This window comes from Amycolatopsis sp. Poz14 (genome assembly GCF_006704225.1).
GTDB classification, from domain to species: domain Bacteria; phylum Actinomycetota; class Actinomycetes; order Mycobacteriales; family Pseudonocardiaceae; genus Amycolatopsis; species Amycolatopsis nivea.
This window is the reverse complement of record NZ_JACLHD010000001.1, coordinates 5,732,275-5,757,732: the sequence shown is the minus strand read 5'-3', so window position 1 is coordinate 5,757,732 and position 25,458 is coordinate 5,732,275. Positions and strand designations below refer to the sequence as shown.

At 69.9% G+C, this 25,458-nt stretch carries 25 protein-coding genes; 10 read left to right on the top strand and 15 right to left on the bottom strand.

All coding sequences use genetic code 11. The features are described 5' to 3' along the window. Positions 1-162: 162 nt before the first annotated feature. The 4 genes from FKO37_RS27270 to FKO37_RS27255 form a co-directional block, all read right to left on the bottom strand. Positions 163-1,431 carry a HisS family protein gene (locus tag FKO37_RS27270; protein WP_037806625.1) on the bottom strand — a complete coding sequence of 423 codons (1,269 nt, stop codon included), beginning with the start codon at positions 1,429-1,431 and terminating at the stop codon, positions 163-165. A 94-nt stretch (positions 1,432-1,525) separates the two neighbouring features. After that, positions 1,526-1,702, bottom strand: coding sequence for a hypothetical protein (locus tag FKO37_RS27265; protein WP_158714381.1), 177 nt, complete (start codon positions 1,700-1,702; stop codon positions 1,526-1,528). A 234-nt stretch (positions 1,703-1,936) separates the two neighbouring features. Continuing rightward, on the bottom strand, positions 1,937-2,692 hold the full coding sequence (locus FKO37_RS27260) for a class I SAM-dependent methyltransferase (RefSeq protein ID WP_037806033.1): 756 nt from the start codon (positions 2,690-2,692) through the stop codon (positions 1,937-1,939). A gap of 176 nt (positions 2,693-2,868) precedes the next feature. After that, positions 2,869-4,437 carry an NAD(P)/FAD-dependent oxidoreductase gene (locus FKO37_RS27255; RefSeq protein ID WP_238606337.1) on the bottom strand — a complete coding sequence of 523 codons (1,569 nt, stop codon included), beginning with the start codon at positions 4,435-4,437 and terminating at the stop codon, positions 2,869-2,871. A gap of 250 nt (positions 4,438-4,687) precedes the next feature. Between FKO37_RS27255 and FKO37_RS27250 the strand changes: the two genes are divergently transcribed. The 4 genes from FKO37_RS27250 to FKO37_RS27235 all read left to right on the top strand — a co-directional run bounded on the left by FKO37_RS27250 (position 4,688) and on the right by FKO37_RS27235 (position 8,448). After that, the gene (locus FKO37_RS27250) at positions 4,688-5,590 is read left to right on the top strand and encodes a LysR family transcriptional regulator (protein WP_037806032.1); all 903 of its coding nucleotides are present in this window, start codon (positions 4,688-4,690) and stop codon (positions 5,588-5,590) included. Between the two features lie 495 nt (positions 5,591-6,085). Then, on the top strand, positions 6,086-6,451 hold the full coding sequence (locus FKO37_RS27245; protein ID WP_134736016.1) for a hypothetical protein: 366 nt from the start codon (positions 6,086-6,088) through the stop codon (positions 6,449-6,451). A 250-nt stretch (positions 6,452-6,701) separates the two neighbouring features. Further along, on the top strand, positions 6,702-7,577 hold the full coding sequence (locus tag FKO37_RS27240; protein ID WP_238606336.1) for a DMT family transporter: 876 nt from the start codon (positions 6,702-6,704) through the stop codon (positions 7,575-7,577). Between the two features lie 22 nt (positions 7,578-7,599). After that, positions 7,600-8,448 carry an aldo/keto reductase gene (locus FKO37_RS27235; RefSeq protein WP_238606335.1) on the top strand — a complete coding sequence of 283 codons (849 nt, stop codon included), beginning with the start codon at positions 7,600-7,602 and terminating at the stop codon, positions 8,446-8,448. 91 nt (positions 8,449-8,539) lie between these two features. Here the strand turns inward: FKO37_RS27235 and FKO37_RS27230 are convergent, their stop codons facing one another. After that, positions 8,540-9,439: a LysR family transcriptional regulator gene (locus FKO37_RS27230; protein ID WP_134728378.1), complete on the bottom strand. Its 900-nt coding sequence runs from the start codon at positions 9,437-9,439 to the stop codon at positions 8,540-8,542. Positions 9,440-9,699: 260 nt separating this feature from the next. Between FKO37_RS27230 and FKO37_RS27225 the strand changes: the two genes are divergently transcribed. Both FKO37_RS27225 and FKO37_RS47790 read left to right on the top strand, forming a co-directional pair. Further along, positions 9,700-9,939 (top strand): hypothetical protein, encoded by a 240-nt coding sequence (locus FKO37_RS27225; RefSeq protein WP_134661392.1) that lies wholly within the window; start codon positions 9,700-9,702, stop codon positions 9,937-9,939. Then, the gene (locus tag FKO37_RS47790; protein ID WP_370318106.1) at positions 9,876-10,142 is read left to right on the top strand and encodes a DUF2637 domain-containing protein; all 267 of its coding nucleotides are present in this window, start codon (positions 9,876-9,878) and stop codon (positions 10,140-10,142) included. Before FKO37_RS27225 ends, FKO37_RS47790 begins: the two co-directional genes overlap by 64 nt. Before the next feature lie 1,003 nt (positions 10,143-11,145). Here FKO37_RS47790 and FKO37_RS27215 read toward each other — a convergent pair. After that, complete coding sequence (locus tag FKO37_RS27215; RefSeq protein ID WP_134728379.1) at positions 11,146-12,252, bottom strand: acyltransferase; 1,107 nt, start codon at positions 12,250-12,252, stop codon at positions 11,146-11,148. Positions 12,253-12,289: 37 nt separating this feature from the next. Here FKO37_RS27215 and FKO37_RS27210 point away from each other — a divergent pair, with 37 nt between their 5' ends. Then, a complete protein-coding gene (locus FKO37_RS27210) occupies positions 12,290-13,027 on the top strand; it encodes a CPBP family intramembrane glutamic endopeptidase (RefSeq protein WP_238606334.1) in 738 nt (245 codons plus the stop codon). A 9-nt stretch (positions 13,028-13,036) separates the two neighbouring features. On the opposite strand, the gene FKO37_RS27205 is transcribed toward FKO37_RS27210, so the two are convergent. The 4 genes from FKO37_RS27205 to FKO37_RS27190 are packed head-to-tail and all read right to left on the bottom strand — an operon-like array spanning position 13,037 to position 17,605. Then, entirely contained in the window at positions 13,037-13,936 is a 900-nt protein-coding gene (locus FKO37_RS27205; protein WP_037806029.1) for a carbamate kinase, read from the bottom strand. Next, the gene (argF, locus tag FKO37_RS27200) at positions 13,933-14,928 is read right to left on the bottom strand and encodes an ornithine carbamoyltransferase (RefSeq protein ID WP_238606333.1); all 996 of its coding nucleotides are present in this window, start codon (positions 14,926-14,928) and stop codon (positions 13,933-13,935) included. The genes FKO37_RS27205 and argF overlap by 4 nt, the downstream gene beginning before the upstream one ends. A gap of 26 nt (positions 14,929-14,954) precedes the next feature. Next, positions 14,955-16,169, bottom strand: a complete 1,215-nt coding sequence (locus FKO37_RS27195) for an arginine deiminase (RefSeq protein WP_238608339.1) — start codon at positions 16,167-16,169, stop codon at positions 14,955-14,957. A gap of 32 nt (positions 16,170-16,201) precedes the next feature. Next, positions 16,202-17,605, bottom strand: coding sequence for an amino acid permease (locus tag FKO37_RS27190; RefSeq protein WP_238606332.1), 1,404 nt, complete (start codon positions 17,603-17,605; stop codon positions 16,202-16,204). Positions 17,606-17,827: 222 nt separating this feature from the next. Between FKO37_RS27190 and FKO37_RS27185 the strand changes: the two genes are divergently transcribed. After that, positions 17,828-18,835 carry an NAD(P)H nitroreductase gene (locus FKO37_RS27185; protein WP_238606331.1) on the top strand — a complete coding sequence of 336 codons (1,008 nt, stop codon included), beginning with the start codon at positions 17,828-17,830 and terminating at the stop codon, positions 18,833-18,835. 14 nt (positions 18,836-18,849) lie between these two features. Beyond that, positions 18,850-19,083: an SHOCT domain-containing protein gene (locus FKO37_RS27180; RefSeq protein WP_134661400.1), complete on the top strand. Its 234-nt coding sequence runs from the start codon at positions 18,850-18,852 to the stop codon at positions 19,081-19,083. A gap of 424 nt (positions 19,084-19,507) precedes the next feature. Here the strand turns inward: FKO37_RS27180 and FKO37_RS27175 are convergent, their stop codons facing one another. Then, positions 19,508-20,107: a hypothetical protein gene (locus tag FKO37_RS27175; protein ID WP_134734584.1), complete on the bottom strand. Its 600-nt coding sequence runs from the start codon at positions 20,105-20,107 to the stop codon at positions 19,508-19,510. 193 nt (positions 20,108-20,300) lie between these two features. Here FKO37_RS27175 and FKO37_RS27170 point away from each other — a divergent pair, with 193 nt between their 5' ends. Next, on the top strand, positions 20,301-20,708 hold the full coding sequence (locus FKO37_RS27170) for an HPP family protein (protein WP_134734583.1): 408 nt from the start codon (positions 20,301-20,303) through the stop codon (positions 20,706-20,708). A gap of 27 nt (positions 20,709-20,735) precedes the next feature. On the opposite strand, the gene FKO37_RS27165 is transcribed toward FKO37_RS27170, so the two are convergent. From FKO37_RS27165 to FKO37_RS27150, 4 genes are all read right to left on the bottom strand, one after another. After that, complete coding sequence (locus FKO37_RS27165) at positions 20,736-21,722, bottom strand: hypothetical protein (protein ID WP_238606330.1); 987 nt, start codon at positions 21,720-21,722, stop codon at positions 20,736-20,738. Between the two features lie 97 nt (positions 21,723-21,819). Continuing rightward, positions 21,820-23,382 (bottom strand): ABC transporter permease, encoded by a 1,563-nt coding sequence (locus FKO37_RS27160; protein WP_238606329.1) that lies wholly within the window; start codon positions 23,380-23,382, stop codon positions 21,820-21,822. Next, on the bottom strand, positions 23,379-24,278 hold the full coding sequence (locus FKO37_RS27155) for an ABC transporter ATP-binding protein (protein WP_238606328.1): 900 nt from the start codon (positions 24,276-24,278) through the stop codon (positions 23,379-23,381). Before FKO37_RS27155 ends, FKO37_RS27160 begins: the two co-directional genes overlap by 4 nt. Then, entirely contained in the window at positions 24,275-25,354 is a 1,080-nt protein-coding gene (locus tag FKO37_RS27150) for a nitroreductase family protein (RefSeq protein ID WP_238606327.1), read from the bottom strand. Before FKO37_RS27150 ends, FKO37_RS27155 begins: the two co-directional genes overlap by 4 nt. Positions 25,355-25,458 lie beyond the last annotated feature (104 nt).

Here is a 25,458-nt window from a genome sequence, read left to right as displayed (position 1 = left end):
CGCTGCTGGTTGCCAGCTGATCGGTCGTCGCGGGCTCGCCATGGACCTCGCAGGACCGGCTCAGCTCGCTCCGTTCGCGTTCTCCGTGACGCGAACTGCATGCCGCGGCAGGGCCGACGGAATCCGGACAACCCTTGGCACTCGGCGACCGTGGCTGACGCGTCAGCCACGGCGTCCAAGCGGGCGCACGGCTAGCGCGTCGGTGTCCTGGCCGGGAACGAGCGCGAGGAACCCCGTGTATCCGTCGGTCTCCAGCCGGGTCAGCTGGGCGGCGAACTTGCCGCTGCGCGGCACCGGCGACACCACGCCGCCGCGCTCGGCGCGCAGCCGCCGCGCGACAGCCAACGCGTCGGCGACCGGGACGTCTGTCTCGTACAGCACGGCCACCCGGTCGGCAACGGCCGAGGGAGCGACAAGCCTGATGATCCGTTCGAATCCGATGGAGAACCCGCACGCTGGAACCGCCTTGCCGAGCGACCGGCCGATCAGCTCGTCGTAGCGGCCGCCGCCCGCGATCGAGCCGGACGAGCCCGCGTGCGCGATCTCGAAAATCTGCCCGGTGTAGTAACCCATGCCGCGCACCAAAGTCGGGTCGAACGCCCAGGTCACGCCGTCAAGCGCGGCAAGGCACTCCGCCGTCTCGGCGAGCTCCGCGGCGACCGGCTCGGGCAGACCGGGCACCGTGTCGACGAGCGTGTCGGCGACCTTGTCCGCCGGCAGTCCGGACAGGGTTTCGATCTTGTCCCGCACGGCAGCGGCGACCTCGGCGGGCAGGCCGCGTTCTCCGGTGAGTTCTGCGGTGACGCCCTCCCAGCCGATCTTGTCGAGCTTGTCGATGCTTACGAAGGTCCCGGCGCGCGCGGCATCGGGGACGCCGGCGGCGGAAGCGAGAGCGGCCAGGAACCGACGGTCCGATAGCCGCACGGTCGCCCCGGTCAGTCCGACCGCGTCCAGCGCTGCGGTAGTGGCCTCGATCAGCTCGGCCTCGGCGAGCACGCTCGGCTCGCCGATGAAGTCGATGTCGCATTGCGCGAATTGCCGGAAGCGGTCTTGCTGCGGCCGCTCCGCCCGCCAGACCGGCCCGAACTGGAACGACCGGAACGGCGCGGGAAGCTTGTCGCGCTGCGCAGCGTAGAACCGGGTCAGGGGCACCGTCAGGTCGTAGCGCAAGCCCAAGTCGACCAGGTCTGACACAGCCGTGTCGGCAGCCAACGGGTCTCTCAGGCCACGCTTCAGGACCTGGAAGAGCAGCTTCTCGTTGTCCCCGCCTTGCCCCGCGGTCAGCCGTTCGATCCGCTCCAGCGCCGGGGTTTCGATCCGCTGGTAGCCGAAGCGGCTGTAGACGCCCTGGATCAGCTCGAGCACACGGTCGCGGGTGGCCACCACGGCCGGGAGCAGGTCACGGGTGCCCCGGGCAGGGCTGTTGTCCATCTTCACGAAAAGTCCTCAACAGGGAAAGGAAACGGGTAGCCGGTCGTATGACAGCGGCTTCGGGCACGAATCGACGACGGGGCGGATCCGCCGCTCAATGTCGCGCGCGCACGCCCTCGCGCAGAGTCGCGGCCGCGCAGGCGACCGGGACCTCGATGCAGCCGAAATCGGCCATCGGCGGAGCCAGCACTGGGTGCCCCAGCACGCGAACGCACACCTGTCCCGCGCGGACCGATGCTCCGGCATGAGACTGCCCGGAAGCGCGCAGCATTGATCCCAGCCTGTCGGCCCGCCGAAGCTGCCGAACATAGGGGCTGGTCATCTCGTTCCTTCCGCACAGCACCGGGAACTGCTCAGAGCGAATTTTTCCACAGCGACCGCCGCAGGTGCGGCGGGGTCCGGCCCAGAGCGACACAACCACCCGGCCCCTGCTGACCGCGCACTGCAGTACCAGGGACGAGATGACGTCGTCGAACGTGCCGCCGTGTCCGGCCAGGACTGGTGTCTATACCTTGCTCGCGACCACCATGTAGTTCTCGGCCTCAAGATCGAACGTGCTCATTTCCGTCCGAAGTCCGACCCGGTGCAGTTCGATTTCGAGTTCCTCGTACCGATAGGGCCAGCAGGACAGCATTTCCGAGCGGACAACAACCAACCCAGTCGCATCAACCTGGGCGATCGCGATCTCGATGCGGTGCTCCTCCTCCCACCGCGGCGCGATCTCCCAGCGGTAGATCACGACGGCATCGCGACCGTTCCGGCGGACGAGTCGGTCACTGATGTCCAGGCGGGAACCTCTGGCCCGCACGCGTTCCCACGTGCGGGACGTGAGCACCAAGCGCCCGCCGGGGCGCAGAAGCCGTGACATCGACTCCAGAGCAGCGCCCCTGCCTCGCGCGCCCTCGGCGTGGTGAAGCGAGTTGCCAACGCAGAACAGCATGTCGAACGTGCCGTCCTCGAAATGGTCGGGCAACTCTTCCCAGCTCGCCCGCACGGCCCGGACGGATGCCCCGAACTCCTCAGCCAACTCCGCAGTCCGTCGAACCATCGCTTCGCTGGCATCAGTTGCGACAACCTGCATGCCGCGACCGGCGAGGCCAACCGCCAACTGTCCGGTTCCGCACGAACAGTCGAGGACGTGAGCGTTCGACGGCAGGAAACCGAGGACGTCATCGAACGACGCAGCGAACTCGGCCGGCGGCAACTTCGCATCCGAGATGAGCCATTCGTACACCTCGGCGAGCACGTCATAATCCGTCACAACCGCTACCTCCGTCACGCAGCAGGACGTCAGTCCATCAGCGGAGCAAGCTGAGCGCCAATGGTTTTCGCCTGTATTGGGCGTCGGTAAACCTTGGATCCGTTGTGCTGCCTCGAATATTGCCCAACGCGGGCGAGGCCATCCGGCGACTCTTTCTCGAAAGGACGGGGTTCAGGTCACGGCAGGTCGACGAGTGTCCCGCTACCCTCAGCGACCGGCGCGTCGGCGGCAGACCTGGCCACCGGGGTCGGGGCCCCAGGCCTGCCGAACTTCAGCACGAGATCTCCCAGATCGACCGTGCTGGTCGTTTTCTGGAAGCTCGCGAGGCTTCCGGGCCATTTGGTCACGACCTTGCCCGCCATGCCAAGGCGATACCAGCTGTGGCACGCACCGGCCTCCCAGACGGAGTCCGCCATCGCGCTGTCGACCCAGTTGTTGAAGCTCTGCTGAGCCCTCTGCGACGGCTGGACGGAGACGGCGCCGCTCTCGTCGACGAGCCGGATGTATTCCATGATCATCTTCATCTGCGCCTCGATGACCGCGATGATGGACCCGCTCGCCTGGGTGTGCGGACCGGTCACGAGGAAGAGGTTGGGGAACCCCGCGACGACGGTGCCCTTGTACGCATGCGGCGCTTCGCGCCACGCATCCGCCTTCAGCGACCGCGCGGATTCACCGTGGAACTCTATCCCGGCGTACATGTCGGTCGCGGTGAAGCCGGTCGCGAGAACCACAACGTCGGCGTCCCATTCGCGCCCGTCCTCGGCCACGACGCCGGTCGCGGTCATCGACGAGATCCCGGCCGACCAGACGGTGGTCCTGGGGTCGGCAAGGGCGGGGTAGAACGTGCTGGAGAGGACCGGCCGGCGACAGCCGAACCGGTAGGACGGTGTCAGGAGGTCACGCAGGCCGGCATCGGCGATCTCCGACTCCATATAGTCGCGCCACTGTCCTTCGATCTTGGCGAGCTTGGCCTCGTCCATGACTGCCTGTGTTTCCGCCTCGACGTTGAAGCTGTGTTCGGCGTCGAGGCGGATAGCTTCCATCCGCTCCGGTTCGTCCCGGAACCGTGCCTGCGCCTCGTCGTCGTAGACCTGCTCGTCCTTCGGCATCACATAGGGCGGGGTGCGGATTACCGCCAGCACGCTCTCGGCCACGTCGACGGCATAAGGGAGGACCTGCGCGGCACTGGCGCTCGCACCGACGACCACCACGCGCCGGCCTTCCAGGGAAACTCGTTCGTCCCATTCCGCCGTGTGGATCACCTCGCCGCGGAACGTCTCGCGCCCCGGAAGATCAGGAACGCGAGTGGTGCTGAGCGAACCGCTTGCCATGACCAGGAACCGGCACGACAGCGACGCTCCCTCGGCGGTGCGCAGGTGCCACACACCGGCGGGCTCATCCCAACTCGCCGACACCAGAGTGGTGTTGAACCGGATGCGGTCCCGGACTCCCAGATCGTCGGCCACCTTGTTGATGTAGGCGAGGATTTCGTCCCACGGCGCGTAGCTGCGCGTCCACGTCGGATTCGGCGCGAACGAGAGGCTGTAGAAATGTGCCGGGACGTCGCAGGCCGCATTAGGGTAGCGATCGTCCCGCCATACCCCGCCCAGTTCTCCGGCACGCTCGAGGATGACGAAGTCGCCCCTGCCCTCCTCCAGGAGGCCGTGCGAAGCGCAGATTCCGCCGAAACCTCCACCGACAACGACGGTCTCGTGGTACTCAATGATGATTTTGCTCCACATTACTTCTGACAAAGCGTTTATCGCGCATGCGGGAATCAGTTCATCCCGGTCCCGTCGCCCGGTTCGAAACATTTCGGCGATTATCGCGGTTGCCCGCGGACAGCGTGTTCTTCGCCGCAGATAAGTCGCATGGTGTCCTCCTCGCCTGTACCCACACTCCCCGCTGCCCAGGGGGCGCGTCCAAGGCTTGTTTCGCATCCCGTGATGCGTTCCAGGCATCACGTATGCAAGTGGGCTATCTTGCGATCTTGTGGACGCAGCCAACGCAGTGCCGTCGGCCGACTTCGAACTCCGACTGGTCCGTTACTTCACGGTGGTCGCCGAGCAGCAGCATTTCGCCCGTGCCGCGGCACTGCTGCACATAACCCAGCCGACCCTGAGCCGTCAGATCCGGACCCTTGAGCAGCGTGTCGGAGTTCGGCTGTTCGACCGCGACCGGCAGGGCACCCGCCTGACCCCCGCCGGGGCCGCGTTCCTGCCCCATGCAAGACAATTGCTGGCGATCGCCGCGATGGCTGCGGCGGACGCCCGTGCGGCCGCAGTGCCGAGTCAGCTCACCGTCGGCCATACGCGCGGGCTGATCATTACTCCGGCGGTACGACATCTGCGCCACTACCACCCCGAGGCCGAGGTGCGCACACTGCACATCGAGTTGGCGGAGGTGCGGACGGCCCTGTTCGGCCGCCGTGTGGACGCTGTCGTGACGCGGCTCCCATTCGACACCGACGGACTGCAAGTCACCGTCCTGCATCACGAGACCCGCGTGCTGCTCGTCGCCCGGTCCCACCGGCTGGGCGGCCGGGAATCAGTCACCCTCGACGACATCGCAACTGAGCCGGTGCCGAGGCTGCCCGCCGCTGAGTGGGACTCGTTCTGGCGTGTCGACCCCCGTCCCGATGGCACGCCGGCACCCGACGGGCCGCTGGCCGGCCACATCGAGGACGTACTCGAACTGGTCGCGTCCGGGCAGGCGGTCGCCATGCTTCCCGCCGGATTGCGCGGCGAGGGCACCCGGCCCGACCTGACCTCGATCCCGCTGCACGGGGTCGAGCCAGGTCAGGTGGTGCTCGCCACCCGAGCCGGGGACAGCGCACCCCTGGTGGCCGCGTTTCGCCGGTCCGCTCAGGCCCTGCTGACGGAGGCGAACTACTAGCCCGGATGTTTCACGCGGAATACGCGACAGTGCCGACACTGCAAGGGAAACTACGGAGTGTCTAGGTCTGCAGTGGTCCTCGGGGGAAGCGCAGCAAGTGGTCGGCGCGGGAGTCGTGTCGCATGGACAGTCCAAGCCCGCGAGAAACTCGCCCGGACAGCACAAAGCCCCAGGTCACCGAGCCCGGTGACCTGGGGTTCGAGAGTGGGCCGCCAGGGATTCGAACTCTGAACCCGCCGGGTCACAGTCGTTTTGACCGAGTTTCGAACGGTGCCGAACGGTCCGTGTTGTTTACCTCGCTGTGTACGCGTGCCGGATGTCAGGTGATGCCGTGGTTTGTCGCCGTGTTCGCGCACGCTCGGGCTCGCACCTGCCGGTTCGTGGTGCCCGGCCAGTGCCGCTCCGGACGGCCGTTCCCGCGGCGATTCGATCATGCTGTGGGGGTGGCGTCGTGATGAGAGAGTCACGCGGGCCGCTTGCCCGCCGATCGCGCTGTTGTTCGCGGTCGAGTTGCTGAACCGGGCATTGAAGCAAGCCGCCGTGACCGCGCCCGGGCAGGACCAGTCCGTGCTTCAAATCAGCGAATGCGAGACCGACGCGGCGGACAGTGAAACAGTCTCGTTCCGTCTCGGCGAACCTGCGTTGACGGCGGAGAAACGGATGTGGGCCTACTACGCGAAGCAAGTCGCCGCGGGGCGTTCGCCGAGCGGGGCCGAACTGGACCGGGTGGTGGGGACGCACAATTACGGGCGTCGTGTGCTTCGCAGGTGGCGGCGGTCGGGCCGCTTGACGGAAGCCGGCGTCAGCACGGGTGTAGGAGAAGACGTGCTCCTGGTCGCGGAGGCAAAGCTCGTCACTTAGCTTGTCTCACCTAATGCTGTCGTAATGCCTGGCCCGGCCTGAGCAGCCGGACTTCAGGCGTGGACCGGCGGGCGTTTCGCACCACTGAGACGAGCTTTAAGCGGCACTGAAAGGTTCACCACACAACGTTTCACACATCGCGCAGCGTCGGCGCGGCAGACTCACGGGGGAAGGAAAGGCGGGCATCTCGGGGAGGACAGTCATCGCCACCATCAAGTGCGCCAGCCTCGCGCGGCTCGCCGTCGTCGCGTTGCTCTGGGGTTCCAGCTTCCTGTGGATCAAACTGGCGCTGCGCGGATTTTCGCCCGGGCAGGTCGTGCTGGTCCGGCTGGGCCTGGGCGCGTTGTTCCTGCTCGCGCTGTGCTGGGTGCGCGGGCTCGGCCTGCCCCGGTCGCCGCGGCTCTGGGCGAAGATCGCGGTCGCCGCGGTCTTCGCCAACTTCGTCCCCTACCTGCTGTACGGCATCGCCGAGCAGCAGGTGGATTCGAGCCTGGCCGGCGTGCTCAACGCCAGCACTCCTTTGTGGACGATGGCGATCGCGCTCGGCGTCCGGCAGGAGACCTCGGTCGGCGCCGGGCGCGGAACCGGGCTGGTACTCGGCTTCGCCGGCACGCTGCTCTGCTTTTCGCCGTGGGAAGCGGGTGGCGCGCTCGGCGGCGCGCTGCTGTGCCTGGCCTCCGCCGTCTGCTACGGGATCGGTTACGTCTACACCAGGCGGTTCCTGACCGGCTCCGGCGTCGAGCCGGTCGCGATGGTCGCCGCGCAACTGCTGGTAGCGACCGGATTGGCCGCGCTGACCATCCCGGTCACCGGCAGCTCGCCGGTCTCGGTGCGCGCGGACGCGTTCCTCGCGCTGGCCGTCCTCGGCGTGCTCTGCACCGGCGTCGCCTACCTGTTCAACTTCCGGCTGACGGTCGAGGACGGCTCGACCGTCGCGTCCACCGTCACCTACCTGCTGCCGATCGTGTCCGTGCTGCTCGGCATGGCGTTTCTCGCCGAGCCGTTCCGCTGGAACGCGATCGCAGGCATGGCCGTCGCGCTGGCGGGCGTGGCACTCGTGCAGCGCTCGCCCGGCCCGACGACGCAACCCCAACGCCGCCCGGAACCGGCTTCCAGCCGGTCTTGACCAGGAAATGAAAAGGATATCCATGGATGACACCTTCGCCATCGGCGGCGACCTCGCCGTGCACCGGAGCGGCTTCGGCGCCATGCGTCTGACCGGTCCGAACGTGTGGGGCGACCCGGCCGACCGCGACGGGGCGATCGAGGTGGCCCGCCGTGCGGTCGAACTGGGCATCACGTTCATCGACACCGCCGACGCGTACGGTCCGGGCAGCAACGAAGAGCTGCTCGCCGACGCGCTCCACCCCTACGCCGACGGTGTCGTCATCGCGACGAAGGCGGGGCAGAGCCGTCCCGGGCCCGGCAAGTGGAAGCCGCTGGGCCGCCCGGAATACCTGCGCCAGCAGGCAGAACTCAGCCTGCGCCGGCTCAAGCTGGACCGGTTCGACCTGTATCAGCTGCACCGCATCGACCCGCAGGTGCCCGCTTCCGAGCAGTTCGGCGTTCTCAAGGAGTTGCAGGACGAGGGCAAGATCCGGCACATCGGCCTTTCCGAGGTGACGGTCGCGCAGATCGAGGAGGCGCGCACGCAGATCGAGGTGGCGAGCGTGCAGAATCTCTACAACGCGGCCGAGCGTCAGCACGAAGCGGTGCTCGACTACTGCGAACGCGAGAGCATCGCGTTCATTCCGTGGCGCCCGGTCGCCAAGGGCGACCTGGCCTCGGCCAAGGGTCCGCTCGCGTCGATCGCGAAGGAACTCGGCGCGACCCCGTCGCAGGTGGCGCTCGCCTGGCTGTACCGGCGTTCCTCGGTCGTCATCCCGATTCCGGGCACTTCGTCGATCAAGCACCTCGAGGAGAACCACGCCGCGTCCGCCTTGGAGCTCGCCGACGAGCAGTTCGCCGCGCTGTCCGCGATCGCGCCGCCGGCCTAGCCCCGCTCCCCGGGCCGGCCGGCATCGCTCGGTCGGCCCGGTTCCACGGTCTGTTACCTTCCGCCGCGCTCGCCGTCGCGCTCGTCGGCGGTCACTGGCGGGCCGCGGCGGTCACCAGTGCCTCGACGGCCGCGCGGATCGCCGGCCGACGGACCGCCTCGTTGCGCCACAAGGCGAAAACCTGCCGGCTCAGCACCGGTTCGACCCGCACGATCCGGACCCCGGACGGGGTGCTGTCCCGGCCCAGGCGCGGAATCATCGCGACGCCGTTGCCCCCGGCCACCAGCGCCAGCTGTGTCGCGTACTCGGCGGCGGTGTGCGCGATCCGCGGCTGAACGCCGTGCTCGCGGATCGTGTCGAGCAGCCAGTTGTGGCACATCTGCCCGACCGACCAGGTGACCCAAGGGTCGTTCGCCAGCTCGCTGAGGTCGACCGTCTCGCGGTCGGCCAGCGGATGCCCGGCGGGCAGCGCGACATCGGTGACGTCGTCCAGCAGATGCTCTTTCATCAGCACGTCGGGAATCTGCAGCGGCGAAGTGAACCAGTCCTGCACCACCGCGATGTCGACGTCGCCGCGGACGACCCTCGGCAAGGACTCCTCCGGCTCGAGTTCGGTGAACTCGACGCGCAGATTCGGATAATCCTCCCGCAGGCCGCGCAGCGTGCCCGAAACCAAGCCTCGCGCGGCGGTCGGGAATGCGGCGATGGACAGCGTTCCGGTGACCGCGCCTTTCTGTCCTTCCAGCGCTGCCTCGGCCTCGCCCAGCAACAGCAGAATCTGTTCGATGTACCCCACCAGCAACCGCGCGGAATCGGTCAAGCGCACGCTCCGGCCGTGCCGTTCGAGCAGCGGCTGGCCCACCTCGCGCTCGAGTTTCGCCAGCCGCTGCGAAACCGCGGAGATGGTGACGTGCAAGGCATCCGCGGCCCCGCTGATGGATCCGTTGCGGGCGACTGCGTGCAGGGCGCGCAGCTGCGCAAGATCGTGCATGCACACCAGTATAGGGAAATCGCCTTTCCGGCGAGGGTTTCTCGGGACATCGAGGCGATTTCCGTTGGCTGCAGGAAACTATTCCCCCGAATGCACGCGTCCGCCGCCGCGGAACCGCCGGAAGAACACCGTGTTCAGTTGTCCGATTCGACGCCGGAAAGTGCCCGCCGACGGTCCGCGCCGCGGGGTTCGCTGCTGCCTCGACAGCTGCGCATGCCCCGAATACTGCGACCCCGCCGCGGCCTGCCCTGGATACGGACATGAAGGTGATCCAGCACATCCTCCGCCACTCGTCGATCAAGGTCACCATGGACCTCTACACCAACGTCGCCCAGGAAGTCGCCGCCAATGCCGCCCAGAAACTCGCCTCGGCGATCCCCCGGCGGGCCGCTGTGCACTCTCGGGCTCGCACCTGCCGGTTCGTGGTGCCGGGTCCGTGCCGCTCCGGACGGCCGTTCCCACTGCGATTCGATCATGCTGCCGGGGTGGCGACGTGTTGAGAGAGTCGAGCGGGAAGGTTGCTCCGAAGCTGGCTCTGTGGTTGCAATGCGGTTGCACGGGTTTGGTCGCGGTGGGGGCGGCGTATGCGTCGTACCGCCACGGCCGTGAGCTCGCAGTCCGGTTTGGTGCGGATGCTTCGGCTGCGTCGATCTGGCCGTTGCTGGCGGACGGGTTGCTGACGATCGCGACGGTCGAGGTGTGAAAGCGACGCCGGGCCGGGCGGGATCGTGGCAGGTGGGTGGCGTGGTCGGCGTTCGTGTTCGGGATCGAGCTGTCGCTGCTGGCGAACATCGGGTCCGCTTTGGTGCGAAGCCCGTTGCAGGTGGTGGTGGCATGCCCGCCGATCGCGTTGTTGTTCGCGGTGGAGTTGCTGAACGGGGCGTTGAAGACAGTCTCGTCCCGTCTCGGCGAACCGTCTTTGACGGCGGAGCAACGGATGTGGGCCTACTACGCGAAGCAAGTCACCGCGGGACGCCCACCGAGCGGGGCCGAACTGGACAGAGTGGCGGGGACGCACAATTACGGGCGTCGTGTAGCGGCGATCGGGCCGCCTGACGGAAGCCGACGTCGTGCCCTGCGAAGGAGAAGACGTGTTCCTGATCGCTAGCTGATCGGCTAGCGGACTCAGCCCGGCACAAACATACGGTCGTGCCGAGCAGAGCCGACTAGCACATCGCCGTCGGCCTCACCGGATGGGTTCAGCCAGCCTCGACCTGTGTGCGTTCTCCCGTAGCGCAGACGCACGCCGCCGTCCGTGCCTGCAGAGTAATGTCCTTGCGGCCCCAACGGCGCGCCGCAAGCTCGAACTCGGTTCCGCCTGTCGGATCCAGCATTGCGCAACAGCCATCCGTCATCCTGAAGCGCGAACGCCACGCGCCACGGACGCCCAGCAAGCCCCTTGGCGCTACGGGCGTCCTAGACGAGAAACCATGCCGACCCCTCAGCCTTCAGAAGACGGAGAACCTCCTCACTGAGGGCGCGTACCTGGTGAGCGAGCGCCACCGGCGTGGTCCGGCCGAGTCGGGTGATGCGGCAGTCCGCAGAAGCCTCGGCGGCCTCGGGTATGCCTCCAGGAGCGATTCCGATCCAAGCGCTCGACCGATCTGCGCACCTCCCCCTGCCAAGCAAAACACCAGCACGACCTGATGCGCCCCAGGCGAAAATCGGAGCCTCCGAGCGATTTCGACGGTCTGTTGTCGCCAGCTTCACCGCGATGTTCCCGGGTTGTTCGCGCGGTGCACTGCCTGCCACCGCCCAAAGAAGGCGATCAGCGGGACGCTGAACACCAGCGGGCCGAGGATCGCGAGCGGGCGTTCAGCCCACCAGATCCAGTCCGGGGCGCGGTCGTCGGCTAACTGCCGGTCGAAGCCGAAGTACACAACCGCTCGGGCCAGGGCCATTCCGGTGGTGTGGAAGAGAAACAACGGCAACGCGTATCTGGTGAACACCGCCGTCGCCCGCTGCCAGCGCGGCTTGGCCAATGCGCGCTCTACGGCCGGACGCAGCACCTCGCACAGCCCGACTTGGAAGGCCAGCAGGGCGACGATGACGAACGTCGGCGGGGACATGTTCGACATCCGCTCCCCCGGCACCCCCACCATCGAACCGGGATACAAGCCCGACAGCACCAGTCCTGCGAGCGCGAACGAGCCCGCCCACAACAGCGCCCCGGCCACGTGCCGCGACGCGGCGACGATGCGGTGATGGAAGAACCCCGCCTGATACGCCAAGCCCCACACCGCGGCCACGTTCACCCAGCTCACCTCCGACCAGCCGAAGCGCAGCCGCAGGACGTCGACCAGCAGGGCGACGCCGCCGAGCCAGACCAGCACGAGGACGTCGAACCGTTCGTGCAGCCATGCCATGACCGGCAGCAGCAGGAGCAGGCCGACGTAGACCGCGAGGAACCACAGCGGGCTGAGGACCAGCAGCACCGCGCCGCCGACCCATCGCGCCCCGAGCGTCTGGGTCAGCACGACGCCGAGGGCGGCCCAGAAAAGGATCAGCACCCCGGCTGGAGTCACCAGTTCCTTGACGTGGTGCCAGACGTACGAACCCCGCGACTGGCCGCCGGCGCGGGCACGCTGCCAGGACGCCAGGTGCACCGACCCGCCGACGTAGAAGAACACCGGCAGCACCTGCAGGAACCAGGTGAGCACCCACAAGCCCCGGAAGTACGCGAGCGGGTTCGTGGGCTGCGGCCCGGTCGGCGTCCAGTGCAGGATCGTGAACGCCCAGTGCCACAGTACGACGACGATCAGGCTGACCGCACGCAGGAAGTCGAGATACGGTTCGCGTTCCTTGGTCGTCATCGCCATTGTCCCTTTCCGAGGGCACACTGGAATCACGATGTCTGTTGCCGCGGTTGTCCCGAAACTGCCGGAAGTCACTGCTTTCCGGCGTCGTGCTCTTGCCGTCGTCGCCGCGGTGCTGCTGCTGGCGGCGGCCACCGTGCTGGCCAACCGGGTGCTGCCCGGCTGGGCCTACCCGGTCCGCGGCGCGGTCGCCGCCGCCGGGCTCCTGGCCCTCGCCCGATTCGCCGGCGTCGGATGGGCCGAGATCGGATTCAGCCGGCGGCACACGCGCCGGATGCTGTGGTTCGGGCTCGGCGGCTTCGCGGTCGTGGCGTTCGGGTTCGGTCTCGCCGCCGCGATCCCGGCGCTGCGCGTGCTGTTCCACGACGGCCGGATCGGTTCGCCGGGATTCGGGCAGCTGATGTGGCTCGCGCTGGTGCGCATCCCGCTCGGCACCGTGCTGATCGAGGAAATCGCCTTCCGCGGCGTGCTCCCGGCGCTGCTCGGCGCGGGCGAGCGGTGGCGCTGGTGGCCGGTGCTCGGCGCGTCCGCGTTGTTCGGGCTGTGGCATCTGCTGCCTTCCCTCGCCCTCACCCAGAACGCGGCCGTCCACCAGACCGTCGGCGGGCTTCCGCTCGCGACGATCTCCGTGCTGGCGATGGTCGCCGCGGCCGGAGCGGGCGTGTTCCTTTGCTGGTGGCGCTACACCGGCCGCGGGCTGCTCGCCCCGATGCTGGTGCACCTGGCCACCAACTCCGGCGGGCTGGTGCTCGCCTGGGCGCTCGTCGGCTGAATCCCGGTCTCACGCGCGGACGATCGTCCCGGCCGTTCCCGCCGCCAGTTCGCCCGCCGCGGTCAGCTTGCCGATCGCGGCGAACTTGCCGCCGTTCTCGACGAACCGGCACGCGGCGTCGACCTTGGGCCCCATGGAACCGGCCGGGAAGCGCCGGGAACGCAATTCGCGGCTGCTGACTTCACGGATCGGCCGGGCCCGCGGCGTGCCGTAATCGTCTTGTACCGATTCGACATCGGTCAGCAGCAACAGCGCGTCGGCACCGATCTCGCGTGCGACGAGTGCCGCGGTCAGGTCCTTGTCCACGACCGCCTCGACGCCCCGCAAGCCTCCTTCGGCGGCGGCCACCGGGACCCCGCCGCCGCCCGCGCAGACCACGATCGCACCGGCCTCCATCAGGGTCTTCACGAGGGGCAGTTCGATCAGCTCGACGGGTTCGGGCGACGGCACCACCCGCCGCCACGCGGCGCCGTCCGGGCGGACGTCCCACCCGCGTTCGGTGGCTAGCCGCTCGGCCGTCGCGCGGTCGTACACCGGGCCGACGAACTTGGCCGGGTCCGCGAAAGCCGGATCGTCGGCGCGCACCAGCGTGCGGCTCATCAGCCCGGCCACCGGCCGCCCGCAGGCGTTCTGCAGGGCCTGCACGAGCCAGTAGCCGATCATCCCTTGGGTCTGCGCGCCGAGGACGTCGAACGGATACGGCCTGCGCAGCGCCGGATCGCGCTCGCTCTCGACCGCGAGCAGGCCGACCTGCGGACCGTTGCCGTGGGTCAGGACGAGTTCATGTTCCCGGGCCACCGGCGCGAGTGCTTCGGCGGCGGCGAGGACGTGCTCCTCCTGGATGTCGGATTCGGCCGGTTCCCCGCGTTCGAGCAGCGCGTTCCCGCCGAGCGCCGCGACGATCCTCATGCTCCCACCGTAGCGGCCATGACGGCCTTGATGGTGTGCATGCGATTCTCCGCCTGGTCGAACACGACCGACGCCGCCGATTCGAAGACCTCGTCGGTGACCTCGAGGGCGTCGAGCCCGTACCGTTCGCCGAGCCGCTGCCCGACCGACGTGTCCCGGCCGTGCAGCGCGGGCAGGCAGTGCAGGAATTTCACCGCCGGGTTCCCGGTCGCGGCCACGACCTTGGCGTTGACCTGGTACGGCAGCAGCTGTTCGATCCGCGCGCCCCACGCTTCCTCCGGTTCGCCCATCGACAGCCAGACGTCGGTGTAGAGGAAGTCGGCGGCGTGCACGGCCTCCGTCACGTCGTCGGACACGAGGATTTTCGCGCCCGATTCACGGGCGAGGCCCGCGGCGATCCGCCGGATCTCTTCCTTCGGCCACAACGGTTCCGGCGCGCAGATGCGCACATCGAGGCCCAGCAGCGCACCGGCGACGAGCAGCGAGTTCGCGACGTTGTTGCGGCCGTCGCCGAGGTAGCAGCACGACACGTCGTCGAGGGAGCCCGGCGCGTGGTCGCGCATGGTGAGGACGTCGGCCAGCAGCTGTGTCGGATGCCAGGTGTCGGTCAGCCCGTTCCACACCGGGACCCCGGCGTAGGTGCCGAGCGTTTCGACCGCTTCCTGCGACGAGCCGCGGAATTCGATGCCGTCGAACATGCGGCCGAGCACGCGGGCGGTGTCCTTGACGGACTCTTTGTGGCCGAGGTGGGATTCCTCGGGGCCGAGATAGGTGATGTGCGCGCCCTCGTCGTGGGCGGCGACCTCGAATCCGGACCGGGTGCGCGTCGAGCTTTTCTCGAAGACCAGCGCGATGTTGCGCCCGGCGAGGCGCTTCGTCCGTGCCCCGGCTCGCTTTTCCTGGCGGAGCCGGGCCGCGAATTCCACGACGGAACGGAATTCGCTCGCGGTGAGGTCGGCGTCCTTGAGCAGGTTGCGGCCGTGCAGATTCATCAAGTGCTCCTGAGTGTCGGGGGTGGTCACGCGGGGTCGCGTTCGATCGGGCAGCTCATGCAGCGCGGGCCGCCCCGGCCGCGGCCGAGTTCGCCGCCGGGCACGGTGATCACCTCGATGCCGTTCTTGCGCAGCATGGTGTTCGTGGCGACGTTGCGGTCGTAGCCAACGACGACACCCGGCGCGACCGCGAGATAGTTGTTGCCGTCGTCCCACTGTTCCCGCTCTGCCGCACGGACGTCCTCGTGGGTGGACAACACGGTGACCCGCTCGACGCCGAGCGTCCGGCTGAGGCTGCTCCAGAGGCTGTCGTTCTGCCGGACCTCCAGCGCACCGGGCTCGGCGCCCGCGGTGACAGTCCACGAGCGCAACTGCCGGTCGAAGTACGGGTAGAGGACGAAGGTCGTCGCGTCGACCATCGTCATCAGCGTGTCCAAGTGCATCGTCGCGTGCGAACGGGGCAGTTCGACCGCAAGCACCGTGTGCGCCTGGCCGCTGTCGAACAGCGCGCGAGCGAGCAGTTCGACAGCCATCGGCGTGGTCCGCTCCCCCATGCCGACGAGGACCGCGCCGTCGCCCAGGACGTGCACGTCACCGCCTTCCACCGTCGCCGGGAAGTAGTCGTCGTCGCCGAAGTAGCTCGCGAACGACGCTCCGGCGAATTGCGGGTGATAGCGGTAGATCGCCTGGGCATGCAGGGTTTCCCGCTGCCGCGCAGGTTTCGCCATCGGGTTGATCGAGACGCCGCCGTAGATCCAGCAGGAGTTGTCGCGCGGGAACAGGTGATTCGGCAACGGCGGCAGCACGAAGTCGTCGGCCCGCAGGGTGTGCCATTTCAGGCTGCTGGTGCGCAGCGGATGCAGGTCCGCTTTCAGGACGCCGCCGATCAGCGATTCGGCGAGACTCGTGCTGTCGAGGTCGTCGAACAGTTTCCGCAGCGTCGGAGCCAGTGCCGGGCCGACGGTTCGCGGGGTGCAGACCCGGTCGAGCACGAACGCGCGGCCTTCGGGAACGTCCAGGCTTTCGGCGAGCAGCCGGTCGAAGTAGTGCACTCGCACGCCTTGCTCGCGCAGCGCCTCGGCGAAGACGTCGTGTTCCTCCTTCGCTTTCTTCGCCCACATGACGTCGTCGAAGAGCAGTTCGTGGACGTTGCGCGGGGTCAGCCGGGAGAGTTCGGTGCCCGGGCGGTGCAGGATCACCTGTCGGAGGCGGCCGGTTTCGGACGCGACTGCGAAGCTCATGGACGCGGTGCCTTTCGTCGTGTCGGTCGGAGTCAAGCTGCGCGCGGCCATTGCTCACCGGTCTCCTCGGCCGGTGTCTCGCGCTTGCCGTGCGCCGCCGCCCGGCCCTTGAGCACCGCGTGCAGGACGAGACCCACCAGCAGCACGAGCATCGCCTCGTACACCGCGGCGTAGCCGGCGGCGAAGGTCACCCACAGGGAGAAAAGCACCGCGGCGGCGGTGATGCCGAGGTCGCGGGCCAGCAGCCAGCCGTGCACCTGGCGCCGGCGGGACACGAGGTAGGCCAGCTGCGCGCAGGCGGAGAAGAAGTACGGGATGGCGACCGTGACGACGGCCAGGTTCACCAGGAACGAGAACACCGCCAGCCCGGTGCCCGAGGTGTAGCGCCACACCATCAGCAGCGACGGCAGCAGCGCGGCCAGCAGGATGCCGAACCACGCGGTGTCCTTGCGGTCGGCCCAGGCGAACGCCCGCGGGAACAGCCCGTCGGCCGCCGCGGCGCGCGACACCTCAGTGGTCACCAGGGTCCAGCCGTTCAGCGCGCCGATCCCCGAGACCACGGCGAGCGCGGCGACGAGTTTCCCGGCCCAGCCGCCGCCCGGCAGGATCGCCTCGAACGCGGGCACGAACGGGGTTCCGCTCGAAACCAGCACGTCGTGCGGGACGAGTCCCATCACCGCCGCGGACACCGCGAGGTAGACCACCGCGCTGGCGGCGGTGCCCAGCAGCGAGGCGCGCCCGACGTTCCGTCCCGGCTCGCGCACCCGTTTCGCCGTGACCGCCGCGACTTCGACCCCGATGAACGCGAACAGCGCGACGCCCGCGGCGATCCCGATCGCGGTGTAAAGGCTCCCGCCGGACGTGTTGAACGCGCCGAAATTGCCCTTCGACACGAAGAACCAGCCCACCACGCCCACGAAGAGCAGCGGCAGGAACTTCAGCACCACGGTGGTGTTCTGGAACCACGCCATCTGCCGCACGCCCGCGAGGTTGACCGCGGCCGGGATCCACAGCCCGGCCAGCGCGATGCCGAGGTCGACCCAGGTCGAGGGATGTTCGATGCCGAAGAGGGCTTCGACGTAGAGCACCCACGACGCGACGATCGCGGCGTTGCCTGCCCACGCGGAAACCCAGTAGCACCAGCCGACCAGATAGCCGGCGAAATCGCCGAACTCGCGGCGGGCGTAGGCGTACAGGCCGCCGTCGGAATTCGGCGTGCGTTTCGTCAACTGTCCGAAGAGGACAGCCAGCACCGCGGCGCCGACGGCGACCACGCCGAGCACCAGCAGCGAACTCGTTCCCGCGCCGGCCAGCACGGCGGGCATGGTGAACACGCCGGTGCCGATCACGCTGCCCGCCACCAATCCGGTCGCCGAGGTCAGGCCGAGTGCCCGGCTCCGTGACTCGGCCGGGTCTGTTTCGTGTGCTCTGGACATTTCGCTCCTGTCGCCGCGACGCCCCCCATCGGGTTGTCATGCAACATCGCGAGCGACCGGCGACGGCAGAGGTCTTTCGGCCCGGGCGCGCCCGCGAAGGTCATCGCGGCGGACGACGACCGGCGAAAGTCCCTGCGCCCGGGGAATTCCGGCTCTGTCCCGGGTCCCGCCGCGACTGTCACCGTCGACGCATCACTGGACGAGACGACAAGGCAGGTCGCCATGGAACGCGGACTCCCCGACGACTACACCGTCACCACCGCGGTCGGGATGGCCGTCCGCGCGCCGTCGGTGCACAACTCCCAGCCGTGGCGATTCGCGGTCGGGCACCGGTCCCTGCACCTGTACGCCGATCCGTCGCGGCAGCTCGCCCAGACCGACCCGGACGGGCGGGACCTGATGATCAGCTGCGGGGCCGCGCTGCACCACGCACGTGTCGCCTTCGCCGCGCTCGGCTGGAGCGCCGAAGTGCGCCGGCTGCCCAACCCCGCGGAACCGGACCACCTGGCGTCCATCGAACTTCACCGCCACGAGCCGACTCTCGACGAGGTCGCGCTCGCCGCCGCGATTCCCCGCCGCCGCACCGACCGCCGACGGCACAGTTCGTGGCACGTGCCCCGCGGACATCTGGAGAGCATGGCCGAAGCGGTCGCGGATGAAGGCGTCGTACTGCGCGTTGCCGAAGACGCCGAGCGCTACTACCTGGCCACCGCGGTCGAGGAGGCGTCGCTGCGGCACCGCCGCGATCCCGCCTACCGGATCGAACTCGCCGCCTGGAGCGGACGGCACGTGTCCCCGGACGGCGTCCCGTCCCGCAACACCCCCATGCCCGACCTGACTCCCGGTGCGCTGCCTGGCCGCCAGTTCGCGGACCCGGAACTGCCCGAAGCCGCCGGAGCGGCTGGCGAGGACGACGAGACAGTGCTGCTCGTGCTGAGCACCGCGTCCGACGACCGGATGTCCCGGCTGCGCGCCGGGGAAGCGACGAGCGCCGCGCTGCTCACCGCGACCCGGTTCGGCCTCGCCACCTGCCCGCTGACCGAGCCGCTCGAGCTGCCCGATGTGCGCCGCACGGTCGAGCAGAAGGTCACGTCCGGCGCCTTCCCGCAGATGGTCCTGCGCGTCGGCTGGGCTCCGGCCAACGCGGACCCGCTGCCCGCGACTCCGCGGCGCGAGATCGGCGACGTACTCCAGCCGCTCGAAGCCGCCGTTCGCCGCGACCGGCCCTAGCCGAGGAGAACCCGATGATGTACTGGCACTACGGAACCGCCGCCGAATGGGTCGGGCCGGTCGTGATGAGCATCGTGGCCGTCGCGCTGCTCGCCGCGATCGCCGTGGTCACCGCGCTTCTCGTCCGCCGCCCGTCCGGCTCCGTGCCGGACGCCGACCCTGCCACCGCGATTCTGCGGCAGCGGTTCGCCCGCGGCGAGATCGACCAGGACGAGTACGACCGCCGCCGCGAAGCTCTCCGGCACTGAGCGGAGACGCGAGGCCGAGCCACAGCGGTGCGCGCACGTCGCTGCGACCGCCGTCGAGCACGGCGTGACTGAGCCATTCGCCGCGCTCGACGAATTCGGGCTCGGCACCGGCGGTACGTTCCGTGCGGCAGCGAAATCCTTCTCGTCGGCATCCGGACTTCCCACGCTTCAGCCGCTTCGCGACCGCTGGTCCGGAGCGGCTCACTTGCCCCGTCCCCCTGCCTCGCAGACCGAACGCGTGCTCGGCCACGGTTCTGGCGGGCGGATGTCCACTGATCTCGCTGTGCACGGGACCGTCAATGATCTCGCGAAGCGCGGTGCCCGGCCCGGAAGCGACGCACGGGTGCGGCCCCTCCGTTGACGGAGGAGCCGCACTCGTGCGTCGCCCGCGCTCTCGCAGTCTCGGCCTGCTGACCGGCCGTCCTCACGGATGGGTGCGCTTTTCCTGCTCGGCGTCCCATTCGCGCTGCCATTCGGCGAGCCGGTGCCGGTTCAGCGCGAACACCGCGCCGCCGTACACGAGAGCCAGCAGCAAGCACACCGACACCCACAGCCCCAGCGTCGCGCATACCGCGTCGACCAGCACTGCCGCGGCGGTCAGCGGCGGCGGAACCGGGTTTCCGGCTCGGTCCACCCAGATCGTGACCTGGTCGCCGCGCCGCGAGCCCTCGTCGGCGGCCACTTTGCCGACCCGGCGCGAACCGTCGGGAGCCTGCCAGACCGCGTCCGTCGGCGCGGAGTTCGCGACGACGCCGCTGCGTCCGCTCACCGTCGTCGCCGGGCCGTCGGCCAGCAGCACGGCGGTCGCCTTGCTGCGCTGCGCGACTTGCTCGGCCGAGACGGGTTTCTGGGTCGCGTACAGCTCGGAACCCGCGGCCGCCGCGAACGGGACCGCGGCCAGCGCGACGAGAACCGCCACGAGGAGGAGACCGGACTGGAACCGGTCCGAGGGCCGGGCCACCGAACCGCGCCCGGGGACGAGCAGGTGCCACCACCGCACTACGCGGTCCGTTGACGCGTTCATCTCGCGCCCCTTCCGTAAGGATTGCCAGCCCCCAGAATCGCCGGGAAAGCGTTCCGTCCGAAGAGGAATTCCGCCCGGACGCGCGGGCCGCCGGTCCCGCGCGGAAGGGCACTGCGGCCGCGACCAAATGCCCTTGGCGCACCGAGGTTTCAGGGTGATCGTCGACGCAGGAGCGCGACGAACGGAGACTCCCATGCACGCGCGCGACATCATGACCACGCCCGTAATCGCGGTGACCGCCTCGGTGCCGTTGCCCGAGGCTGCCCGGCTGATGGCCCGGCACGGGTTCACCGCACTGCCGGTCGTCGACAGCCGCGGCCGGCTGATGGGCCTGCTGACCGAGGAGGACGTGATCCGCGCGGGGATCCCCGGCGGGGCGGACCCGGACGCCGGCGCGATGCTCGGCGGACACCGCACGGCCGGGGCGGTCATGCGGACCCCGGCTCTGTGCGCGGCGGCCGACCTGGATTGCGGCGAGCTGGCCCGCCGCATGAGCGAGGCCGGGATCCGTTCGCTGCCCGTGCTGGACGACGGGGTGCTCGTCGGCATGGTGACCTTCCAGGACGTGCTTCGGGTGCTTCCCGGCGCTGGGGCGTCCTGAGCGGATCGGGTTATCCCAGCGCGTCAGTCACGACGCCGGGACCTCCGGCGCGCTCCGCACCGTCGTCACCTCCGCGGCTGGGCGGCGCGCTGTCATCCGGGTGGGGAGCCCGTACCCAATGCGCAGCAGCGTGTGCACCTGTCCGAGACCGCGGAAGGCCGCCAGCAGCTGCGCGCGCGTGGACCGCGCTTCGAACGGCTGCGACAGGAACGACGTCGCGAGCCCCTCCGCGGTCGCGGTCAGCAGGACGCGTTCCATGACCATCCCGGCGCGGACCTCGGCCGCCGCGCCCTGATCGCGAGTGATCACCGCGGCCAGCACCGGGTCCTGCTCGAACTGCCGCGGCGGGATCGACCGGTTCTCGTGCGACGAGCGCAGCGACACTACGCCGGGAACGTCAGCGGGCGGGCCGAACGCGGCGGTGGGCACGCCGTCCGGGGAATCCGCTTCGCGGCCGGTCCATTTCTCGGCCTCTGCCCGGAACTCCGCGTCCGTGGCCTGTTCGGTCTCCGCGCGCCGGACGAGCGCGGACACCTGCGTGTACCGGCCCGAAGCGTCCAGGAACTCGAGCTGGCCGCCCTCGCCCAGCGCGGCCGAGCGCAGCAGCGCCCGTGCCGCCACCGGCACCGCCCGGTCGGACAGCGGACGCCGGTTGGTGTGCCGCCGGAAGACCGCTTCGGTGAGCTTGCGGTCCACAGTGGACGGACGGACGTTCCCCTCGATCTGCACGACCGCGAGCAGGTCGCGGTCGGCCGGGTCCGGGACGGTCCGCACCCGGCTGCGCACGCCGTTGGCCCGCAAAGCGAGCGTCAGGTTGCACAGCGCCGCACCGCAGGCGAGCCGCGCCTCGCGGCCGGCCGGGTCGGCGACCGGAAGGACGCGGTCGCGGTCCAGCCGCACCTCGATCCGGCAACCGTCGACGACGAACCGCCACGGCTGCGTGTTCTGCGGGGACGGCGCGCGCACGGCAGCCGCGAGCGCTTGGTCGACAGCAAGGGGCAGGAACGTGTTCATCGCGGTCTCCGGGTTCGCGGGGCAGTGAAACCAGCGTCGCTTCCGGCGGCGCGGCGAGGTAGCGGAGCCGGTCCCGAATCCGAGGGACCAACGGCCCTCACGCGGTCAGGTCGCGGCGGCCGAAGGCAGCGAATCCGGCCCCGCCGAGCAGCGCCGCGACCGCGGTGAGCCACAGCAGCGGCCCGATGTCGACGATTCCGCCCGGGACGTGCGGGAGGTGCGCGAACGGCGATATCCCCAGCACCCAGCCGGGCGCGTGGAACAACGGGCCGAACTCGCCCAGGACCAGGAACACCGCCAGCGCTGCCCAGGACAGCCAGCCAGCCCGGGGAAAGGCCCCGAAGACCACGAGCGCGACCCCGGTGAGCACCCAGACTCCGGGCAGTTGGACGACGGCCGCGCCGACCAGGCGCGACCCGCCGCCGGTGAGGCCCGCGGTGACGGCGGCGGCGAGCAAAGGCGCAGCCGTGGCCGCGACGGCGACCGACACCGCACCGCCGGCCAGCCGCGCCCGGGCGACCGGTCCGGCCAGCACCGCGGCCGCCCGGCCGCTCGACTCTTCGGCCCGCAACCGTCCGATGAGGACGATCGCGAGCGCCGAAACGAGCACGCCGGACACCCCGAACTCGGCGGCCAGGAACGCATCGGTCAGCGCCTGCTCCCCGCCGAGCGCGGCGATCAGCTGTCTGGCCTGTGCGGTGGCGAAGAAAGTGCCCAGTGAACCGGAAAGATTGCCGACGACCAGTCCCAGCACGGCGAACGCGAGCGTCCAGTACCCCACGGCCCCGCGGTCGAGCCGCCAGGCCAGCCCCGCCGGACCGGACAACAGGCGTCCGGCCCGCGTCGCACCGGGGCGCACGGCGAGCAGGCCGGCGCCGAGATCCCGATGCCGGGAAACGGCGAACGCCGCGAACCCCAGCAGCAGGGCCGCTCCGAGCGGAAGCGCCAGCACCCACCACCGGTCGCCCGCGAACGGCCGCAGCAGGCTGACCCACCCCACTGGGGAAAGCCACGACAGCCACCGCGGACCGGTCGCGTCCCCCACCGCGCGCAGCAGGTACGCCACAACGAGCGCGAGCACAGCGATTTCCGACGCGGCCCGGCCGCTCCGTGCGACCTGCGCCGCGAGCGCGGCCAGCGCCCCGAAAACGAGCCCCGTCCCCGCCCAGCCGAGCCCGAAGGCCAGCGAGCCGCCGGGCGGAAGCCCCGCCGCGACGAGTCCCGCCGCCGCGCCCGCGCCGAGCCCGAGCGCCGTCACTGCCAGCAGTGCGCCTGCCGCCGCGAGGCCCGCATGCCGGCCGGTCGCCGCGCCGCGCACCAGCTCCCAGTGGCCGGATTCCTCCTCGGCCCGGGTGTGCCGGACGACCGTGAGCGCCGTCAGGAGTGCGACGAGCGCGGCGCCGAAGGCGGTCAGCTTGAAGACGGCGGCCGCTCCCGCGGTCGGCTCGGCGACCGGGCCGTACAACGCGACCAGCGCGGGCACGGCGTTGATGCTCGCCACCGCCGCGCGACGCGCCTCGTCAGTGGGATACACATCTGCGGTCGCTGCCGCCGCGGCGGCCGTCATCGCAGCAGACACCAGAATCCACACCGGGAGCCGCACCCGGTCCCGGCGAAGGGCGAGCCGGATCAACGCGCCGGCTCCCGCCACGGAGTTCACGCGGACACCGTTTCCGGTTCGCGGTAGTGCCGCAGGAACAGCTCTTCCAGCGTCGGCGGGCGGCTCTCGATGCTGCGGACCTCGCGCCTGCCCAGTTCCGCCAGCACTTCGCTCAACGCGGCGTTGTCCACGCTCAGCCGCACCAAGCCGTCGTCGGCGGCGAGATCGTGCACCCCGGCGAGCCGGGCGAGCCCGTCCGCGGGCCCGGACATCCGCACGGTCAGCGAGGTCCGGGTCAGGTGGCGCAGCTGGTCGAGGCTCCCGGTGTCGACGACCTTTCCGGCGCGCAGGATGCTCACCCGGTCGCACAGCGCCTCGGCCTCGGCGAGGACATGGCTGGACAGCAGGACGGTCCGGCCCCGCGAGCGCTCCTCGCGCACGCACTGCCGGAACTGCTCGGCCATCAGCGGGTCCAGGCCGGTCGTCGGCTCGTCAAGCACCAGCAGTTCGGCGTCGGCGGCCAGAGCCGCGATCACGGCGATCTTCTGCCGGTTGCCCTTCGAGTACGCGCGCACCCGGACCGCCGGGTCCAGCTCGAACAGTTCCAGATAACGCGTCCGGCGCACCGGATCCGTGCCGCCGCGCAACCGGCCGAGGAAATCGATCGTCTCGCCGCCGGTGAGGTTCGGCCACAGCGCGACTTCTCCGGGGACGTAGGCCAGCCGCCGGTGCAGGGCCACCGCGTCCCGCCACGGGTCGCCGCCGAACAGCCGCATCCGGCCCGCGTCCGCGCGCACCAGGCCGAGCAGCAGCCGCAAGGCGGTCGTCTTCCCCGCCCCGTTCGGGCCGAGAAAACCGTGCACCTCACCCGTTCCGACGCTGAGGTCCAGTCCGGACAGCGCTTGAGTGCGGCCGAAAGCCTTGTACAGTCCGGAGATCTCGATGACAGTCTTCATTCCAGGCCTCCGGGAACGTCGTGGCAAAGCAGGTCGCCCAGCGGCAGCCGGGGCGACGGCGGAGCCGTCGAAACCGGGTTTCCGCAGCGGAAGATCGCCTGCGGCAGTCCGGGAAGGCCGAGGCGATCGGCCAGGTGTTCCCGGAAGCCGGTCAGGTGCAGCGGCTGGGTGAGGACCGACCCGGCCAAGCCGTGCACGGTCGCCTCCAGCCACATCCGCTGGAGCGCGACGCCCGCGGCGAGGTGTGCCCGCCGCGTGTCGTCGCCGGTGCAGAGCACCACGAGCGTCTCCGCCGCGAGCCGTTCGGCCAGCCGGACATCGTCGGGCACCGGGGTCGTCCGGCGGACGAGACCCGCCGCGGGCAACGGCGCGTCGCCGAGGGCCGCCTCCGGGACTCCGTCGACGGCGCCCAGTGCGCGGGGGCCGAAGGTGTGCGCGGTCCAGGCGTCTAGTTCTCGTTGGTAGGCCGTGTCGGCGCGGAACGCCCGGGTGGCGAAGCCGAGCATCTCCGCGAGCGCCTCGCCATGCGGCGGTGTCACGGCGTGCACCGCCGGGTCGTCGGCCGCGTCGAGGATTTCTGCCAGATCTGCGGCGCGCACGGGTTCCGGCGCGAACTCGCGGCGATAGCTCCGGCGGCGGCCGATCGCGTGGTAGCGCGCCAGGTTCGCGAGAGCCGGGGGGTCGCCGGGTCTGGTGTGGACTGTCGCGACCATGTCTGCGTCTGCGGGGAACGAGGTGGTGATTTCGCGACTGAGTGCCTGCGCGGCCAATTGCAGGTTCGCGAGCGCGGCTCCGCACGAGAGCAGCCGGTCGCGGCCCTCGGGATCGTGCCACGGCAACACGACGTCAGCGCGCTCGACGAGGTCGACGTCGGCGCCGCGGACACGCAACTGCCAGGGCTGGCTGTTGTGCACCGACGGGGCCCGGCTGACCGCTTGGACGAGCGCGGCCGTTTCGGAGGGGGCGAGGTCTGCGGTCGCCGAGGTCTTCATGGTCACTCCCGGAGCCGGGATCCGTTGTCCCGGCCCGTTCATGCTGACCGCGCTCCGGCACGCGGTGCTGGGGCCGAAAGTCATCGCACTGACCGCAGACGTCCCCCTGCGCAGCGATGACCTCCGGCCCTGTCCCGGCGCGCGTTCCCTGCCGCACGATCGGCTTCAGCCCAGAGAAAGGGGCAGGA

Excerpts from the sequence above, each read along its gene's own strand:
- FKO37_RS27265 (WP_158714381.1), bottom strand. The coding sequence starts at position 1,702 with ATGCTGCGCGCTTCCGGGCAGTCTCATGCCGGAGCATCGGTCCGCGCG.
- FKO37_RS27190 (WP_238606332.1), bottom strand. The coding sequence starts at position 17,605 with ATGTCCAGAGCACACGAAACAGACCCGGCCGAGTCACGGAGCCGGGCA.
- FKO37_RS27225 (WP_134661392.1), top strand. The coding sequence starts at position 9,700 with ATGAAGGTGATCCAGCACATCCTCCGCCACTCGTCGATCAAGGTCACC.
- FKO37_RS27175 (WP_134734584.1), bottom strand. The coding sequence starts at position 20,107 with ATGAACGCGTCAACGGACCGCGTAGTGCGGTGGTGGCACCTGCTCGTC.
- FKO37_RS27185 (WP_238606331.1), top strand. The coding sequence starts at position 17,828 with ATGGAACGCGGACTCCCCGACGACTACACCGTCACCACCGCGGTCGGG.
- FKO37_RS27270 (WP_037806625.1), bottom strand. The coding sequence starts at position 1,431 with ATGGACAACAGCCCTGCCCGGGGCACCCGTGACCTGCTCCCGGCCGTG.
- FKO37_RS27150 (WP_238606327.1), bottom strand. The coding sequence starts at position 25,354 with ATGACTTTCGGCCCCAGCACCGCGTGCCGGAGCGCGGTCAGCATGAAC.
- FKO37_RS27255 (WP_238606337.1), bottom strand. The coding sequence starts at position 4,437 with ATGTGGAGCAAAATCATCATTGAGTACCACGAGACCGTCGTTGTCGGT.
- FKO37_RS27155 (WP_238606328.1), bottom strand. The coding sequence starts at position 24,278 with ATGAAGACTGTCATCGAGATCTCCGGACTGTACAAGGCTTTCGGCCGC.
- FKO37_RS27165 (WP_238606330.1), bottom strand. The coding sequence starts at position 21,722 with ATGAACACGTTCCTGCCCCTTGCTGTCGACCAAGCGCTCGCGGCTGCC.
- FKO37_RS27210 (WP_238606334.1), top strand. The coding sequence starts at position 12,290 with ATGTCTGTTGCCGCGGTTGTCCCGAAACTGCCGGAAGTCACTGCTTTC.
- FKO37_RS27205 (WP_037806029.1), bottom strand. The coding sequence starts at position 13,936 with ATGAGGATCGTCGCGGCGCTCGGCGGGAACGCGCTGCTCGAACGCGGG.
- argF (WP_238606333.1), bottom strand. The coding sequence starts at position 14,928 with ATGAATCTGCACGGCCGCAACCTGCTCAAGGACGCCGACCTCACCGCG.
- FKO37_RS27230 (WP_134728378.1), bottom strand. The coding sequence starts at position 9,439 with ATGCACGATCTTGCGCAGCTGCGCGCCCTGCACGCAGTCGCCCGCAAC.
- FKO37_RS27195 (WP_238608339.1), bottom strand. The coding sequence starts at position 16,169 with ATGAGCTTCGCAGTCGCGTCCGAAACCGGCCGCCTCCGACAGGTGATC.
- FKO37_RS27170 (WP_134734583.1), top strand. The coding sequence starts at position 20,301 with ATGCACGCGCGCGACATCATGACCACGCCCGTAATCGCGGTGACCGCC.
- FKO37_RS27215 (WP_134728379.1), bottom strand. The coding sequence starts at position 12,252 with ATGACGACCAAGGAACGCGAACCGTATCTCGACTTCCTGCGTGCGGTC.
- FKO37_RS27235 (WP_238606335.1), top strand. The coding sequence starts at position 7,600 with ATGGATGACACCTTCGCCATCGGCGGCGACCTCGCCGTGCACCGGAGC.
- FKO37_RS27180 (WP_134661400.1), top strand. The coding sequence starts at position 18,850 with ATGATGTACTGGCACTACGGAACCGCCGCCGAATGGGTCGGGCCGGTC.